The sequence below is a fragment of the Bacteroides sp. NGMCC 1.200775 genome, assembly GCF_040798045.1.
GTDB lineage: Bacteria > Bacteroidota > Bacteroidia > Bacteroidales > Bacteroidaceae > Bacteroides > Bacteroides hominis.
Map to the genome: position 1 here is coordinate 36,838 of NZ_JASCQK010000003.1, position 16,822 is coordinate 53,659.

Below are 16,822 nucleotides of genomic sequence, written 5' to 3' on the forward strand. Positions count from 1 at the left end.
AATTTTACCAATATGCGTTATATTTCGATATTGTTTTTATTTAGTTGTTTTTTACTCAGTACTCCGTTACGTGCCGAGCGGGTGAAAGTTATTGTTCGACAGCCCATAGTACCGGTCTTGACAAAAAAGGAGATTAATCCGGTTTTGCAATTAAAGTTGATAAAGAGCTGTCCGGGACCATGTTTTGTAAAGGAGATCGGATTATCCCTGAAAGGTACTACTTTGTTGACCGATTTAACTCATTTGAGTTTATATAGAGTTGCCGGAAAGAGGGGGCTTTCTGACTGGGAAAAGTGTGTCGACTCAGTTGCTCCCGCTTTAAAAACGGTTTTAGACACTCCGTTGGAATTGAAATCAGATACTACCATACTGTGGGTAACTGTTAAATTGAAAGATAAAGTTGACTTAACCCATCGTGTGACGGTCAGTTGTGATCATGTGACAACGACTTGTGGTAAGGCTTCTGTAACTTCCGTTCGTCCGATTGTCGCACTCCGTACCGGGGTTGCTGTACGGCAAAGAGGGGAAGACGGAGTTCATACTTCGCGTATTCCCGGCATTACTACTTCCCTGAAAGGAACTTTGATGGCCATATTTGATGCCCGTTACGATAGTTCGCGTGACTTGCAAGGTGATATCGATATTGCGATGATGCGAAGCCTGGATGGTGGAATGAGCTGGCAGCCGATGCAGATAGTGCTCGACCGCAAAAAGTGGGGTGGATTGCCAGAGAAATATAATGGAATCAGTGATGCTTGTATCCTGACCGATGAAAAGAACGGTACTATTTATGTGGCGGGACTCTGGATGTATGGAGTCTTAGATCCCCGATCGGGTAAATGGGTGGAAGGAATGACGCAGGACAGTACCCGTTGGATACACCAATGGCATGCGAAAGGTTCTCAGCCCGGGCTCGGGGTTAAAGAGACCTGTCAGTTCTTGATTACGAAAAGCGTGGATGACGGACTGACTTGGAGTGACCCTGTAAATATAACAGCACAAACCAAGAAACCGGAATGGTGGCTGTATGCTCCGGCACCGGGGCATGGCATTACTTTGAAAGACGGTACATTAATATTTCCCACACAAGGCCGTGATAAAGATGGAATACCATTCTCTAATATTACGTATAGCAAGGATGGGGGAAAAACATGGATAGCCGCTAAGCCGGCTTATCACAACACTACGGAGTGTATGGCAGTCGAATTACAGGATGGCAGCGTCATGTTGAATATGCGTGATAACCGTAATCACGGTAATAAAAAGGTCAATGGGCGCCGTATTTGTGTCACCGCCGATCTGGGAAGCACATGGACGGAACATCCCACTTCCCGAAAAGCATTGATAGAGCCTACTTGTATGGCAAGCATTCATCGACATACTTATCAGGAAAACGGCAGACAAAAGACTCTTCTTTTATTCTGCAATCCGGAGTCTTATGACAGTAGAGACCATATGACGTTAAAGTGCAGCCTGGATGATGGAAGTACCTGGGATTCAGGCCGGAAAATCATGTTGGATGAGTTGGGAAGTTTTGGCTATTCCTGTATAACCTCGGTCAATGATTCTACGATTGGTGTCTTTTATGAAAGTAGCCAGGCACAGATGGTTTTCCAACAAATACAGTTGAAAGAGCTCATTGATAAAGGTAAATCATATAAAGAGAGATAGTTGGTATGAAAGATAGAAAAATATATCCTTGGATCGTTGTCGGACTTTTATGGTTTGTGGCATTATTAAATTATATGGATCGTCAGATGCTGTCAACCATGAAAGATGCGATGCAGATAGATATTATAGAATTGCAGTCGGCTACCAATTTTGGGCGGCTAATGGCAGTTTTCCTTTGGATTTACGGTCTTATGAGTCCGATGGCAGGAATTATTGCCGATCGCGTCAGTCGTAAATGGTTGATTGTCGGGAGTCTTTTTGTCTGGTCGGCAGTCACTTATGGCATGGGGTATGCCGATACATTTAATCAAATCTACTGGTTGCGCGCATTGATGGGAGTCAGTGAGGCATTATACATTCCTGCGGGCCTCTCTTTGATAGCCGATTGGCATCAGGAGAAATCACGTTCGCTGGCAGTCGGTATCCATATGACGGGATTGTATGCCGGTCAGGCCATTGGCGGGTTTGGCGCTACGGTAGCTGCGGCCTATTCGTGGCATACTACATTCCATTGGTTCGGTATTGTAGGCATTGTCTATGCATTGGTCTTGATTATATTCCTTCGTGAGAATGAAGAGCATGCCAGGGTCATTCGGGCCATGCATACAGATAAATCAAAAAAGATTCCGTTGTTTAAAGGAGTGACTCTTTTATTCGGTAATATTGCTTTTTGGATTATTCTGTTCTATTTTGCAGCTCCCAGTCTTCCCGGATGGGCTACGAAGAATTGGTTGCCTACCCTGTACGCTGAGAATCTTGATATCCCTATGGCTGAGGCAGGTCCTATATCCACTATAACGATTGCTGTCTCTTCTTTTATCGGAGTTATTCTGGGAGGGTTATTGTCAGACCGTTGGGTATGCAAAGACATACGCGGACGTATCTATACAGGCGCAATCGGGTTAGGGTTGACCATACCTGCGCTTCTTTTATTGGGCTTAGGCAATGGTTTCATCAGTATAGTAGGTGCGGGATTTCTGTTTGGTGTCGGTTTCGGTATGTTCGATGCCAATAATATGCCTATTTTGTGCCAGTTTGTTTCGGCCAAATATCGGGCAACAGCCTATGGTATAATGAATATGACCGGAGTTTTTGCCGGAGCAGCTGTAACAAGCTTGTTTGGAAAATGGACGGACGGTGGCAATCTGGGATTGGGATTTGCTATTCTGGGAGGTATTGTATTGCTGGCTTTGGGTATGCAGTTGTGCTTTCTTCGTCCACACACGGATAATATGGAATGATACATAATCGTTTCCCGGACAGGGAGTAAGATTCCGGTCCGGGAAATGACTGTATCAGAACGGTTAGTTTACAATCCCAATACGTTTGGAGTAGTCTCTGCCTGCTGATTATTGAACTGTCCGTTCAGGTTCTCCCCTTCTTTCGGGTTCAGTTCCAGCGATTTCTTCATATCTTCTACTGAGCCTTCTTTGTCACCGTTCAGCAGTTTGGCACGTCCTCTTTCGTGGTAGGCCGCAGCAAAGTTCGGATTCAGGTCTATTGCTTCATCGAACAGTTCGATAGCCGCAGACAGTTTCTTCTGTGTAATGAACAATTGTCCCAGATATAGATAGGCCTGTTCGTTGAAAGGGTTCATTTCCGTCACACTGAGGTAATCGTTTTCGGCTTCTTCCTGCTTTCCGGTGGCTTCTTTTATTTTGCCACGTAACAGGAGGGCAGCTTCTTCGTCCGGATTCTGCGCAAGTATGGCTTCAATATCTTCCATAGCCTCTGCGAATTGCTGCATTTTGTACAGTGCTTCGGCACGAAGCAGCCGGGCTTCCGTGAAATCATCTTTCAGCACAATGGCCTTTGTCAGATGGGCAATGGTCATTATTCCGTTATCCAATCCATGATTGGCTTTACCTAACAGGTAGTGTGCCATTGCGTTACCCTCTTCCAATGCGATGGCCTTCTGGGCAGCATCGGCCATTTCCTGATAATTTTCTTGCATGAAGCACAGGTTGGCCAGCGTCAGGTACGTGCTCGTCAGTTCCGGTTCCAATGCAATCATACGTTCCAGCAGTTCATGTGCTTTCACGAACTCTCCGGTCTGCATGTAAATCTGGCTCAGATAGTTCAGTGTTTCGAAATCCTCTTCGATGGCCAGTGCTTCGTTGAAGCATTTAATGGCATAGTCCGGGCGTCCCATACGTTGAGCACGCAGGCCGTCATATTTAAATATCTCAAAGTTCTTTTTGGCGTTTTTCTGTTTTTCCTCCTCAGGGTTTTCTGTTTTACCTGAGAAAAAAGATTTAAAGAAGTTTGGCATGATCGATGTTTTTTTAGTTTGGTTGCAAATGTAGTAATTTCATCACATACCCTTACTGCTTTTCAGGAAGTTTTTTCGGTGAGCAACCCGTTCTCTGAACTTAGCAAGCCCTCGTCCAGCATAAACCGTACCACTTCGCCCAACTGTTCTTTATCTGTATTTATGTGCGAAGCTATCTCTGCCGGAGTCATCGGGTGTTCTTTCAGCAGGGTCGTTATTTGTTCCTTTAATTCGTCGAAGCTGCTTTGTGGCACGTCCGGTTGTGTGCGGTGGCTGAGGCAGACATCACATTGTCCGCAGTTGTGTTCGTTCTTCTCTCCGAAGTAGCGGAGCAACATCCGGCTGCGGCAGACATTCTCTGAAGTAACATACTCCACCATGGCATGAATGCGTTTCTCGTAGCGCTCTTTCCTTTCTTCGTATACCGCCCGGGGAATCTGCAGATAATGCAAATCTACCCGTTCGCGCGTATATATAATGTAAGGTGTCTTTTTATGCGGAATGTAGTCGACGATACGGCGCTTGCTCAGCATCACCAGCAAGTCGTAAATCTGCTGCCGGGTCAGTCCCGTACGTACCGCCAGAGTCTGCTCGCTGATGTAGGCATAGTCTGTAAAGACACCCGTGTAAGATCGCAGAATCATTTGTATCAGTTTCTCTGCGGCTTCCCCCATCTCACGGAGTTTATACAATTCATCCCGGCGGATCGTGAAGATGATTCGTGAGGCATTGTCCTGTTCGTCGGTATATTCCAGGTATCCGGCCTGTGTGAGTATCTTCAGAGCACTGTCGGCAGGTACGGGGAAATATTTGAATTTACGGCAGAATTCTTCCAGGCTGAAGTCATACATGCATCCCAGTCCGTCGCCCATCGCCATTTGATAGTGGTATTGCAGATGTTCGTACACATCTTTTATATAATCCTTATCCGGAAAGGTATCCGTAATACGTTTGTTGAGTGTCGTTTTATCCGATTTTGCGTAGAGTATGACTGCGTATGCTTTCTGACCGTCACGCCCTGCCCGTCCGGCTTCCTGGAAATAAGCTTCGGGGGAGTCGGGGAGGTCCAGATGGATCACGATGCGTACATCCGGTTTGTCAATACCCATACCAAACGCATTGGTGGCTACCATTACCCGGCTCTCACCGTTTTGCCATCGTTTCTGGCGGAGATCTTTGGTTGCATTGTCTAACCCTGCATGATAAAAGTCGGCAGTGATTCCTTCATTTACCAGCAGCTCGGTCGTTTCTTTGGTTTTCCGCCGACTGCGTACGTATACGATTGCACTGCCCTGTATCCGGTTCAGGATGTGAAGCAATTCTCCGTTTTTATTATCGGTGGAGCGGACAATGTATGCCAGGTTTTTCCGTTCGAAACTCATACGGAATACATTTTCCCGGCGGAAGTGGAGACGTTCCTGTATGTCTTTCACCACTTCGGGGGTGGCGGTAGCGGTCAGTGCTAGCACCGGAGCATCCGGCACCAGTTCTCTGATATCTGCTATTTTCAGGTAGGCCGGACGAAAGTCATATCCCCATTGCGAGATGCAATGGCTTTCGTCCACGGTGATCATGCTGATTTTCATTGACCGGAGTTTGGCCCGGAAAATTTCCGTATCCAGCCGTTCGGGAGAGATATAGAGAAACTTATAGTCTCCAAAGATACAGTTCTCTAATGCCACTACAATCTCTTGCCGTGTCATTCCGGAATAGATGGCTACCGCTTTGATTCCGCGTTTTTTCAGGTTCTGCACCTGATCTTTCATTAAGGCGATCAGTGGAGTGATGACAATGCACAATCCCTCTTTGGCAAGGGCAGGAACCTGAAAGGTGATTGACTTTCCGCCTCCGGTGGGCATCAGTCCCAGTGTGTCTTTGCCATTGCCAATGCTGGTTATGATGTCCTCCTGCAAATCGCGGAAGGAATCATAACCCCAGTATTGTTTTAAAATCTCTTGGTAAGTCACTCTATCGGCATGATATCTTCAATCTGCAACTGTACTTCCCCTCGTTTGTGGGTGTTCTCCTCAATGGTGTAGCAGATATCAAATGAGCGTTTGGTTTTGATGTATCTTACGTGCGAACTTTGTCCGAAAGCGATTCCGTTCATCACGTTGTTCGATTTGTTATCTACCAGTTCCAGCTTGATATGTTCCTGATCGCGTCCGACCACTTTGCTTGTTCCATAATCGTACACGTGGTGCGTGCAGAACACCGGTTTCTGATTATCGGGACCGAACGGGTTGAATCGTTTCAATTCATTGAAGAACTTCGGAGTGATGTCTTTAAAGTCTATTTCGGCATCGATGTCGATCACTGCACTGGTCTGTTCAGGCAGTATGTGTTCCGACACGAAACTTTCGAATCGTTCGGTGAATGCCTGTACGTTTTCCACTTTCATCGAGAGTCCGGCAGCATAGGTATGCCCTCCGAAGTTTTCGAGCAAGTCGCGGCAATGCTCGATAGCTTTGTAAACATCGAAGCCGGATACCGAACGTGCCGAACCTGTCGCCATGTCATCTGTCCGCGTCAATACCACTGCCGGACGATAGTAAATTTCTGTCAACCGTGAGGCTACGATTCCGATCACTCCTTTATGCCAGTCTTCATTGTAAAGCACTATGGAACGGCGATCCACTAATCCTTCCAGCTCGGCTACAATCTTATTGGCCTCTTCCGTCATGCTTTTATCCAGATCCTTCCGGGTTTCATTGTATTGGTTGATTTGTCCGGCTTTCTCAAGTGCTGCCGAGAAATCCTTCTCAATCAACAGGTCTACCGCTTCTTTCCCGTTCTGTATACGTCCGGAAGCGTTGATACGCGGACCTATTTTGAATACAATGTCGCTCACCGTAATTTCTTTCTCCGATAATCCGCATACATCGATAATCGCTTTCAGCCCTACGCTCGGATTGCTGTTCAGCTGTTTCAGTCCATGATAGGCTAAGATACGGTTTTCGCCCATGATCGGTACAATATCCGATGCAATGCTTACAGCGGTCAGGTCGAGCAACGGAATCAGATGATGAAACTCGATGCCGTTACTGATGGCAAAAGCCTGCATGAATTTGAACCCCACGCCACATCCCGAAAGATGGGTGTATGGGTATGTATTATCCAGTCGTTTGGCATTCAGAATGGCAACGGCCGGCGGCAATACATCGTCCGGTACATGATGGTCGCAGATGATGAAGTCAATTCCCTTCTCTTTGGCATACGTAATCTCCTCCACTGCTTTAATTCCGCAGTCCAGCACAATGATAAGTCCCACTCCTGTCTCTGCGGCATAGTCAACTCCTTTTTTGGAAATTCCGTATCCTTCGTTGTAACGGTCGGGGATGTAATAGTCAAGGTTCGAGTAGAACTGTTGAATGAACTTGTAGACCAGTGCCACAGCGGTGGTGCCGTCCACATCGTAATCTCCATAAATCAGAATGCGCTCTTTCTTTCCCATTGCCATGTTCAGGCGTTCCACTGCTATGTCCATATCCTTCATCAGGAATGGATCATGCAAATCGGGCAATTGTGGACGGAAGAATTTCTTGGCATCCTGTGCCTTTGTAATTCCCCTTTGCACCAAAAGTTGTCCCAGGACCGGGCTAATACCCAGTTCCTGAGCCAGTGCCCGGCTTGTCTCTGCCTGTTCTTGTGTAATGGGTCGATAATTCCATTTGTGATTCATTTTATATATTGTTTTTTCTTTTTATCTGTTCTCAGATGCCGGAAGTGCATAACTTTCCAACAAGCTGTAAAAGTACGAAAAAAACCGGAAGTGAGGGGTATATACTGAAAAAAATAATTGCCATTGTCCGAGATACAAAATACTATTTGCGCACATTTTAGAAAGATATTACCGGGACTTCGAGGCTTTTATACCGATATGGGCGAGATGTCCGGGCATTCATACGCCTTGGAAAAGAGAAGTGATGCAGGAATTGTCCGAAAGCCAAATACAAATCGGCTGGGGCAACAATGCGTTGGAGCAGTTGTCCGATTGTCTTTCATAATTCTTTATTTCAACAGCTTACGATTCCGATTATTACCATTTTCCAATATGCTCATTTGATGGATAGCTATTTGGTTTAGCTTAACAAGACGTTCCCTTTGTGTCATATTCTGTTCGATAAACACAGCATTTAGATTCTCCATATTCGACAAACAGATAAGTTCATTGATAGTAGCATAATCACGGATATTTCCTTTCAGCTCGGGATTCGCTTCTCTCCATTGTTTTGCTGTCATACCAAACATTGCCACGTTCAGCACGTCGGCTTCATTGGCATAAATAATGCTTGCTTGTATCGGTGTGACTTCCATTGGAATAAGGTTTTGCTTTATGGCATCAGTATGTATGCGGTAGTTGATTTTCGACAATTCACGTTTCGCTGACCAACCGAGCAGCCTTTGTTCTTCTGTCTTTAGCCGCTGATACTCCTTAACAAGAAGTAATTGGAATTTAGGAGAAATCCACATACCAAAATGATATGCTATATCCCGATGTGCATATGTACCGCCGTAGCGACCAGCCTTAGAGTGAATCCCGATTGCACTAGTCCGTTCTATCCACGTTTTCACCGAAAGTACAAAATTATTGCTTCCTGCCGCATTTTTAATTGTACCGAATTCGGTACAATTAAAATCGGGATTATACAACATTTCCCATTCGCCAAGATACTCGATAGTGCTTTTAAGGCTAAGCCAACGGAAGATAATATGCTCTTGCAGTTGGCTTCTTGCCATGTCTGTAAGGCTGATGTAGTCTTCTTCATTGTACTTGACAACGCTAATATCTGTATTTTGAACGGTAATTTTTGCCATTGTAATTGATGCATTGAGTTTCAATCACAAAGGTCGCTATAATTTGTGAGACTGCATCCTTTTTAATGGACTATTTACAAAGATAGGATGCCGTTTTTTCGATAGTAGGCATTATTTTCCGAATAATTGTTATACCTTTGTAAATGCAAAGAGTTATTTGACAGTATAGCACCGTAAATCGCTGAAAATTGCATGGCTGCTAAATCGTTACCTCTATATCTCAAATGCTCCGTTAAAAGTTTATTCGGTTGAGTCCGAATCCCCGTGCCATTTGCACCTGCTTGTCTGACAAGTGATGCCTCTTTTGAGCTGTCAGCCATTTTTCAATTTGTAAATATCACAAATATGGTTCGTTTATTCCAGAGATTTCTGTAAGTTTGTATCGTACTATTAAGTGTTATGATTATGCAAGATATAATAAACGGACGTTGCGGTTGGTGCGGGAGTGACGAACTGTATGTGAAGTACCATGATCAAGAGTGGGGAAAATTGGTGACCGATGACAAGACGCTGTTTGAGTTTCTTGTATTGGAGAGTGCTCAGGCTGGCTTGAGTTGGATAACCATCCTTAAGAAACGTGAGGGGTATCGCAAAGCCTTTTGCAATTTCGATGCTGAGTCGGTGGCACAAATGACCGATGAAGATGTTGAACGGTTGATGCACTTTGATGGCATTGTGAAAAATCGTCTGAAGATCAAATCGACAATCACAAATGCAAGGTTATTTCTCGCTATACAAAAAGAGTTCGGTAGTTTTTATAACTATACACTGTCATTCTTTCCCGACAGAAAACCAATAGTCAACAGTTTTCAGTCATTAAGTGAGATTCCGGTATCATCTCCCGAATCTGATGCTATGAGTAAGGATATGAAAAAACGGGGATTTAAATTCTTCGGAACTACGATTTGTTACGCCCACTTGCAGGCCTCCGGATTTATTAATGATCATCTGGCGGATTGTGTCTGTCGAAAAAGATAAATAACAATATAACTATGTACAGTGATAGAGGATATCTTATGCCTTTTGCCCGTTAACATTGTTAATGCCATTTTCCGATGGTTTTGTTCTTGTCTGCAAATAACAAGTCTTTTGCATTTAAAGAATTTGTTATTTGCAGACGAAAAACGAACTTTAACTCTGTGTTAAAACAAAGCTTTTACTGACAGATATTTTGTACTTTGAATATCTTGTTTTTCAGTTTGTTAAGTTCGATCTTCACTTCTTAGCCTTACTGAAGGTCTTTGCGGGCTATAACCGATATACTTGCTTTTTTATCAACTATAAACGGAGATCTTGCACTATCCGTTTATTTCCTTTTTGCCTTATTCAGTGCCGCAATCAGATACCTTCCTTTCGCCCCAATGTCACTCCAGCAAGTGTTGGCAATCAGCCGCCACACCGTTGTTCCCTTTCTTCCATAGTCCGACAGCCTGAGAATGGCGTTTACTTCGCTCACTTCGTTTATTCCCAATCTTTTTAGTGTGTCCGTCAGTCCCGGATAATTGTGCGTCATCGTATTGAAAGCGTATCCCGGTATCGGGAGAGAAGCAGAATCCTCCTTCCTTTCTTCCTCCTTCCCCTTGGGGGGAGCTGAGGGGGGAAATTCTTTATTTTCCTCTGCTTTATTTTCTTTTACTTTACTTTGTCCGGAATTGCATGCATTTTTTGCGTTAACGGCTACATCATGTACTACATTTCCCGGATTAACGGTTACATTTTCACCTTCCGGCGCTTCATCTTCCTGCTGAGTCAAGTCTTTCACCAGCAGATAGGGCAATGCTTTCAGATCCCTTTTTCTTCGCTTTGTCGCCTCCATCCATACCTTCTGTATGTTTGCCGAAGTCAGTATTCCGTTTTCCAGATAACTGTTTCTGTCCAATATTCCTTTGATGAAGAGAATTTCGATGATCCCCTGTACCTCAGCTACCTGCACTTCCCTTCCCGTCTTGTTGGCAAAGATCAGGCACTGTTCTTCATCCCAACGGATGAAGTATCCCTCCTTGTATATTTTACAAAGCAGCTTCAGTACGATTGCCGCCCCCTTTATTCCGTATTTTGCCTCTATCACTTCCATTGCGTTCTCTTCCATGAAGTTTACGCCTACCGGGAAATAGTTGATTCCGTCGTATGCTATTGCCATTGTTTTTTTAGATTAGTTGTTTTTTTATCCGTAATACTTTTATACCGAATTACCCCGGATTCCCAAAGATGTTTTCATTTGATTCCTCAAAATAGAAATAATTCATCTGTGAAAATCCGTGTAATCTGTGGTGTCCGATCTATACTGTCGGTCTCCATTCCATAAAGTTCTCCACCTGGAATGTTGTCCATCGCTGTTCGTCCACATTCCAGTAGACTACGGCACCTTCCACAGCCATCGGATCGTACTTTTTGCGGAACTCCGTCTCGTAGTGGATCAGTGTTGCCTTTACCATCCGGAAACTTCCGTCCTGTTTTCGGTAAGCCACCGTCGCATGCCCGTATAGCATATGATCTAATAACGCTTCCAATCGTTCCGCCATCCATTCTGCACAGGACTCTGTGTATCCTTTTTCGAAGATGATGCGTCTTTTCCATTTCAGTCTCAGTGATTCGCTTTGTGAGGCGTGTCTTTTTCTCTTTTTCATATTCCTATGATTTAAAAGGTTAATAAATAGATTGTTGCCTCAAAGATAAGTGGGTCCGGACGTACTCCGGTTCAATAAAATTCATTGTACGTATTTCGGCGGTTGATCTTCGGTTTCGTATTTTCCTTTTCTACCTCTTTCCACAGGCTATTTATATAAGTCTTGATTGTGCTATAATCCAGTGGTTTGAATACTCCACCTCTGAGCTTTCCGAAGAGTTCTTTTTCATAAATGTAGCGTGTTAGTGAAGCCTGACATGTATTGATGTTTTGTAGCTTTGCATCTATGATATAGGATCTTATCAACGCTTTTATGATCCCTTCATTGTTGGAGATAATCCCTTGTATCGGTACTCCCTTTTTTCTTCCTCTTGTTTCTATAACTGTTTCTGTTATAGTTGATTGTGTTTTCTTATTGGCGTTTTTTTACACTTTTGTTCATGACTTGAGATAATACCTTTTCTTTCTTCATTGGATGATTTATTTAGTTAATATTTAAATGAAGTTAATATGTTGCAAAGGTAGAAAGGAATCTGTCAGTGAACAAGTAAATGTGAAATTAAAGGGGAAATGAATACTCTTCTATAATTTAATTATTTGATATACAATGTCGTATTGGATAAAAAGATAAGTGTTTCAATAGACGTTCGTTTAATTGAACGCAAAGATAGAGGGTATTTTTAGAACTACAAAATGTTTAATAAAAAAAATGATTTTGCTCTTTTGATCGTTGTCTTAATATACTAAGCAATAGGTGTTTATGAATTAATAAAAAACGGCTTATTATCTGTCTGATTTTGTTTTCTGCCCTCTTCTGATTTATATACAAAAATCATGTGTTTTTAAACGAACGTCTATTGAAACATTTCTGCTTCATAATACGCTTGTTTACAAAATCTAAGATCAAAAATTCCCTGCTTCTTTGTGAAGATGGTCTTTTTTGCTCTGAATCCCTTTTCAAACCGTCTCTCCTGCGATAGGGGAGTACCTGATGAAATGATATACGCTGCAAGGCAAATAACAGAATTAGCAAACTTGACCGGAAGGTATTTCACTACCCCGGTGTCCCCCAATCATATCCTTTCGTGAACAAGAGTATTGATAAATCCTGGTACGCCCTTCGTATCACCTATAGCCGTGAGCTTGCCTTTAAGGAATACCTGGACTCCCGTGGAGTGAAGAATTTTCTTCCCATGCGCTACGAATACGTATTCCGTGGTGAGCGTAAGATCCGCAAACTGGTTCCTGTTGTTCACAACCTGGTTTTTGTTTATGCCACCCGCAGTGAGGTTGACGAAATGAAATCCACTGTCGGCGCTTCTCTTCCCATTCGTTATATCATGGACCGTGAGACCCGTCAGCCCATTACCATTCCTGAAGTCCAGATGCGTAGTTTTATTGCTGTTGCCGGTAATTACGATGAACAGGTTGTTTATCTGGATCCTTCCACCGTTTCCATGAAGAAGGGAGACCGTGTCCGTGTCACCGGTGGCATCTTTGAGGGTGTCGAGGGTGAGTTTGTCCGTATTAAAGGTGACCGCCGTGTGGTGGTTTCCATCCAGGGGGTTATGGCAGTTGCCACTGCTTTCATTCATCCCTCTTTAATCGAACTAATAAAGAATTAAAAACTCAGTGAACTCTGTGCCCTCTGTGGTGCATATTCCAATACGTAAATAAATCACCATGTTGTCTTTGCAATCAGAAATCGATTCTTTGTGCGCTGTTTCGCACGAACTTCTCCATTTAGGTCTGGATGGCGAACCCATCTACTCCGACCGTTTCCGTCAGTTAAATACGGATGTGTATCATCGTTGTGAGCATCTTTTCGGTTCACATGGACGTACCCTCGAAGAGGAAGCTTCTCTTTGTATTGCTTTGTTGACCGGCTATAATGCTACCATTTATAATCACGGTGATAAGGAAGATAAAATCCAGTCGGTTCTCAATCGTAGTTGGGATATCTTGGATACACTTCCCGTCTCGCTTTTGAAATGCCGTTTGTTGGTAGCCTGTTACGCCGAGGTCTTTGACGAAGAGCTGGCAGCGGAGGCACACGCAATAATAGACGGTTGGAAGGAGCGGGAATTGACGAGGGAAGAGTTTGAGATGGTGGAGCATTTAAGGCGTTTGGAGGAAAATCCGTATCCATATGTGGATATAGTTGATTAATTTATTGTAATAATCTATTGTAGATTGTGTTCTACATGTTTTAGGTGTAATTGTGTGATTTATAACTTATGTATTTTGAACTAATTTATTGAAAGAAAATGGAAATAATAGCTCATAGAGGATTCTGGAATAAAGAGTCTGAGAAGAATACCTTAACTGCAATCAAGCGTGCTATTGATAATGGTTATGGCTTTGAAACAGATTATAGAGATAATAACGGTACAATTGTAATATCTCATAATATGCCGTTGGGTAATGAGCCTACTGCTGAGGAAATTTTCAGATTGTATCGTGATAGTGGTACGGAAAGCACCCTAGCTTTGAATATAAAAGCAGATGGCCTGCAAGAGTTATTAAAGGACATGCTAAATACATATCAGATAAAGAAATATTTTTTATTTGATATGTCTATACCTGATACAATAGATTATATTCTTGATAATATGAATATAGCTACCCGGCACTCAGAATATGAAAAAGAATTTCCTTTTTACAGTCAATCCTCTTATGTTTGGATGGATTGTTTTAAAAGTGAGTGGATTAGCTGGGGTAATTTGGAAGAGCATCTTAAAAGTGGTAAAAAAGTATGTATTGTCTCACCAGAATTGCACAGACGTCCATATAAAGAAGTTTGGAACAAGTATGCAAGTTTCAATCATGCTAACTTGATGTTATGTACAGATTTTCCTATGGAAGCTGACTTTTTTTTTAATAAATAAATAATGTAAAAATGGATAAAATTAAGGCTGTTATATTTGACATGGATGGGGTTCTTATTGATGCCAAAGAATGGCATTATGAGGCTTTGAATAAGGCTTTAAGGCTTTTTGGATTTGAAATATCTAGATATGACCATTTGGTTACATTTGATGGTTTGCCGACAGCGAAAAAACTCGAAATGATGACGGTAGAGAGGGGGCTTCCGAAAAGCTTACATCAATTGATCAATGATATGAAGCAAATATATACGATGGAGTACGTATATATGAAATGTAAGCCTCTTTTTGTTCATCAATATGCTTTATCACGCTTAAAATCGGAAGGTTTTCGTTTGGCACTGGCCTCGAATTCGGTACGGGTTACCATAGATATGATGATGGAGAAAGCAGATTTGAATCAATATTTAGATTTCTCTTTATCTAATCAAGATGTAAAAAAATCCAAACCTGATCCGGAAATTTATATTACGGCAATAAACAGGCTGGGTTTGTCTCCTGAAGAATGTCTGGTAGTGGAAGACAATCAGAATGGGGTTAAAGCAGCTTTAGCCAGTGGAGCTAATCTTCTCAAAGTAGAGACAATCAATGACGTCACCTACTCGAATATAATTAATCGTATAAATGAAATAGAGAATAATATATGAACGTAATTGCATTGATGGCTGGAGACAGTAATGACTTCAAAGAGAAAGGCTATACTTATCCTAAATATTTTTTAGAACTAGATAATAAACCTCTTGTACAGAACATTGTGGAGTCTCTTAAAAAGATAGACTGTAAAATCACTTTTATTATTCGTAAGGAAGATAATGATCAGTTCTTCTTAGGAAGTTCATTGAAGATTTTAGCACCATTTGCGGATGTCGTTTGTATTTCTGGTTCCACAAAAGGAGCTGTATGTACCACTTTGTTTGCTATTGATTCAATAAATAATGAAGATGAGGTATTGCTGATTAATGGGGATCAATTGGTGAAGTACGATATAAATGATATTATTGCTGATTTTAGAGAAAGAAACTTAGACGGCGGCATAGTTACTTTTGAGTCCGTTCATCCCAGATGGAGCTATGTTTGTTTGGACGAGCAAGGCTTGGTGGTGCAAACAAGTGAAAAACGTCCTATTTCTAATGTTGCAACAGCTGGAATTTATTATTATAAAAGGGGCTTGGATTTAGTGGAATCATGCTTTTCGGTTCTAAAAAAAGATGTTCAGCTAAATGGTAGTTATTATATAAGCTCTACTTTTAATGAATTGATATTGAGACAAAAAAAAGTAGGTGTATATAAAATTGATAAAAAGGAATATATATCGTTTGCGACGACTCAAATGTATGAAAACTATATAAACAAGAAATAAAGATGATTAATATTGTGATTCCTATGGCCGGAGCGGGTAGTCGCTTCGCACAAGCCGGTTATAAAAAGCCAAAGCCATTCATTGATGTATTAGGTAGGCCTATGATTTGTCATGTTTTGGATAACTTGAATATGCCTGATGCTAGGTTTATTCTTTTAACTCGTAAAGAGCATTTTGAGAATGAACAAGAAACTGTGAACTGGATAAAATCAAAATACAATGTCGAATTTGTGTTAATAGATAATTTGACGGAAGGAGCAGCCTGTACAGTGCTTCATGCTCATAAACTTATTGATAATAATACTCCGTTATTAATTGCTAATTCGGATCAGATAGTGGATATGAACATTGCTGAATTTATCAATGATAGTGAGAATCGAAATTTAGATGGTTCAGTGTTGTGTTTTAAAGATCATGATACAAAATGGTCTTATGCCAAAATAGATGGTGAAGGTTTAATAACTGAGATAAGAGAGAAAGTTGTTATTTCGGAATTTGCAACTGTCGGTATCTACTATTTTGCGAAAGGAGGTTTTTTTGTAAAAAATGCAATTGATATGATTATACGTAATGAACGTGTAAAAAATGAATTCTATGTTGCGCCGGTTTACAATTTTGGAATACAAGAGGGACTTAAATTCGGAATATTTAATATAAACATAAATCAAATGCATGGAATCGGCACTCCAACAGACTTAAATGTATATATTGATTTAGTGCAGAGAAATAAATGAAAACAGCGAAACTTGAGGATATGATAAAAGGTTGGTTTATAGGAAATTTTGAACCAACTCTTTTAAGAACGAACGATGTTGAAGTAGCAGTTAAGTCTTATAACAAAGGTGACTATGAAGAGAAGCATTATCATAAAATTGCTACGGAAATAACTGTTATCGTCAGTGGTAAGGTGAAGATGAACGGAATAGAATACTCCAAAGGAGATATAGTAGTTATGGAGCCCAATGAGGCGACTGATTTTGAGTGTCTAGAAAATGGTACACAGAATGTAGTTGTGAAATTACCTGGAGCAAATGATGATAAATACTGCCTGTGATTATCAGTGATAAATTGAGATGAGGACAAATAAAGCTTTAAAGAATATATTTTACTCTGTCTTTTCATACGGTTCTTTGTTTATTTTGTCCTTAATATTGCGAAAAGTATTTTTAAAATATATAGATATTGAATAT

17 protein-coding genes are annotated in these 16,822 nt (G+C 41.7%); 10 read left to right on the forward strand and 7 right to left on the reverse strand.

What is annotated here, in order from left to right; genetic code table 11:
* Window positions 1–12 precede the first annotated feature (12 nt).
* The gene (locus QK890_RS09325; RefSeq protein WP_005808621.1) at window positions 13–1,671 is read left to right on the forward strand and encodes a sialidase family protein; all 1,659 of its coding nucleotides are present in this window, start codon (window positions 13–15) and stop codon (window positions 1,669–1,671) included.
* A 5-nt stretch (window positions 1,672–1,676) separates the two neighbouring features.
* Window positions 1,677–2,912: an MFS transporter gene (locus QK890_RS09330; RefSeq protein ID WP_005808620.1), complete on the forward strand. Its 1,236-nt coding sequence runs from the start codon at window positions 1,677–1,679 to the stop codon at window positions 2,910–2,912.
* Window positions 2,913–2,980: 68 nt separating this feature from the next.
* Here QK890_RS09330 and QK890_RS09335 read toward each other — a convergent pair whose 3' ends face one another.
* The 5 genes from QK890_RS09335 to QK890_RS09355 all read right to left on the reverse strand — a co-directional run bounded on the left by QK890_RS09335 (window position 2,981) and on the right by QK890_RS09355 (window position 9,081).
* Window positions 2,981–3,943 carry a lipopolysaccharide assembly protein LapB gene (locus QK890_RS09335; RefSeq protein WP_005781582.1) on the reverse strand — a complete coding sequence of 321 codons (963 nt, stop codon included), beginning with the start codon at window positions 3,941–3,943 and terminating at the stop codon, window positions 2,981–2,983.
* 62 nt (window positions 3,944–4,005) lie between these two features.
* Window positions 4,006–5,910, reverse strand: a complete 1,905-nt coding sequence (locus QK890_RS09340; RefSeq protein WP_032536760.1) for an ATP-dependent DNA helicase RecQ — start codon at window positions 5,908–5,910, stop codon at window positions 4,006–4,008.
* Window positions 5,907–7,625 carry a single-stranded-DNA-specific exonuclease RecJ gene (gene recJ / locus QK890_RS09345; RefSeq protein ID WP_005808615.1) on the reverse strand — a complete coding sequence of 573 codons (1,719 nt, stop codon included), beginning with the start codon at window positions 7,623–7,625 and terminating at the stop codon, window positions 5,907–5,909. Before recJ ends, QK890_RS09340 begins: the two co-directional genes overlap by 4 nt.
* A gap of 329 nt (window positions 7,626–7,954) precedes the next feature.
* The gene (locus tag QK890_RS09350; RefSeq protein ID WP_032531397.1) at window positions 7,955–8,761 is read right to left on the reverse strand and encodes a KilA-N domain-containing protein; all 807 of its coding nucleotides are present in this window, start codon (window positions 8,759–8,761) and stop codon (window positions 7,955–7,957) included.
* Window positions 8,762–8,835: 74 nt separating this feature from the next.
* On the reverse strand, window positions 8,836–9,081 hold the full coding sequence (locus QK890_RS09355) for a hypothetical protein (RefSeq protein WP_122330685.1): 246 nt from the start codon (window positions 9,079–9,081) through the stop codon (window positions 8,836–8,838).
* An 85-nt stretch (window positions 9,082–9,166) separates the two neighbouring features.
* Between QK890_RS09355 and QK890_RS09360 the strand changes: the two genes are divergently transcribed.
* Window positions 9,167–9,739 carry a DNA-3-methyladenine glycosylase I gene (locus tag QK890_RS09360; RefSeq protein WP_044299982.1) on the forward strand — a complete coding sequence of 191 codons (573 nt, stop codon included), beginning with the start codon at window positions 9,167–9,169 and terminating at the stop codon, window positions 9,737–9,739.
* Between the two features lie 328 nt (window positions 9,740–10,067).
* Here QK890_RS09360 and QK890_RS09365 read toward each other — a convergent pair whose 3' ends face one another.
* On the reverse strand, window positions 10,068–10,901 hold the full coding sequence (locus tag QK890_RS09365; RefSeq protein WP_367627314.1) for a DUF4373 domain-containing protein: 834 nt from the start codon (window positions 10,899–10,901) through the stop codon (window positions 10,068–10,070).
* A 139-nt stretch (window positions 10,902–11,040) separates the two neighbouring features.
* A complete protein-coding gene (locus QK890_RS09370) occupies window positions 11,041–11,388 on the reverse strand; it encodes an SH3 beta-barrel fold-containing protein (protein WP_005781572.1) in 348 nt (115 codons plus the stop codon).
* A 1,084-nt stretch (window positions 11,389–12,472) separates the two neighbouring features.
* Between QK890_RS09370 and updY the strand changes: the two genes are divergently transcribed.
* The 7 genes from updY (at window position 12,473) to QK890_RS09405 (ending at window position 16,686) form a co-directional block, all read left to right on the forward strand.
* A complete protein-coding gene (gene updY, locus QK890_RS09375; RefSeq protein ID WP_033572591.1) occupies window positions 12,473–13,012 on the forward strand; it encodes a capsular polysaccharide transcription antiterminator UpdY in 540 nt (179 codons plus the stop codon).
* A 58-nt stretch (window positions 13,013–13,070) separates the two neighbouring features.
* Entirely contained in the window at window positions 13,071–13,556 is a 486-nt protein-coding gene (locus QK890_RS09380) for a UpxZ family transcription anti-terminator antagonist (RefSeq protein WP_033572592.1), read from the forward strand.
* 98 nt (window positions 13,557–13,654) lie between these two features.
* Window positions 13,655–14,275, forward strand: a complete 621-nt coding sequence (locus QK890_RS09385) for a hypothetical protein (RefSeq protein ID WP_010993531.1) — start codon at window positions 13,655–13,657, stop codon at window positions 14,273–14,275.
* Between the two features lie 11 nt (window positions 14,276–14,286).
* Complete coding sequence (locus QK890_RS09390) at window positions 14,287–14,919, forward strand: HAD family phosphatase (RefSeq protein WP_010993530.1); 633 nt, start codon at window positions 14,287–14,289, stop codon at window positions 14,917–14,919.
* Complete coding sequence (locus QK890_RS09395; protein ID WP_010993529.1) at window positions 14,916–15,632, forward strand: glycosyltransferase family 2 protein; 717 nt, start codon at window positions 14,916–14,918, stop codon at window positions 15,630–15,632. Before QK890_RS09390 ends, QK890_RS09395 begins: the two co-directional genes overlap by 4 nt.
* A 2-nt stretch (window positions 15,633–15,634) precedes the next feature.
* A complete protein-coding gene (locus tag QK890_RS09400) occupies window positions 15,635–16,366 on the forward strand; it encodes a glycosyltransferase family 2 protein (RefSeq protein ID WP_010993528.1) in 732 nt (243 codons plus the stop codon).
* Window positions 16,363–16,686, forward strand: a complete 324-nt coding sequence (locus tag QK890_RS09405; protein ID WP_010993527.1) for a hypothetical protein — start codon at window positions 16,363–16,365, stop codon at window positions 16,684–16,686. Before QK890_RS09400 ends, QK890_RS09405 begins: the two co-directional genes overlap by 4 nt.
* The last annotated feature ends 136 nt before the right edge of the window (window positions 16,687–16,822 follow it).